The organism is Saccharothrix sp. NRRL B-16314, assembly GCF_000716595.1.
GTDB lineage: Bacteria > Actinomycetota > Actinomycetes > Mycobacteriales > Pseudonocardiaceae > Actinosynnema.
Genome location: NZ_JNXC01000261.1, coordinates 1 through 239, shown reverse-complemented (window position 1 = coordinate 239; position 239 = coordinate 1). Strand labels below are relative to the sequence as shown.

General features: G+C 69.5%; 1 protein-coding gene. It reads left to right on the top strand.

What is annotated here, in order from left to right; translation table 11 throughout:
- On the top strand, nt 1–239 hold a 239-nt coding region (locus OQ02_RS39915; RefSeq protein ID WP_033443887.1), incomplete at both ends, for a sigma factor.

Sequence of the window (239 nt, the reverse complement as noted above, 5' to 3'; positions counted from 1 at the left end):
GCGCGTCGGCCGAGGAGTTGCTGTGCATGGTGGCGCGTGGTGACGAGAAGGCGTTCGAGCGGTTGTACGACGTGGTGGCGGGCAGGGTGTTGAGCCTGGCGGTGCGGGTCCTGCGGGATCACGCCCAGTCGGAGGAGGTCGCGCAGGAGGTGTTGGTGGAGGTGTGGCGTACGGCGGGGCGTTTCGATCCGGGTCGGGGCAGTGCCCTGGCGTGGGTGATGACGATGGCGCACCGTCGT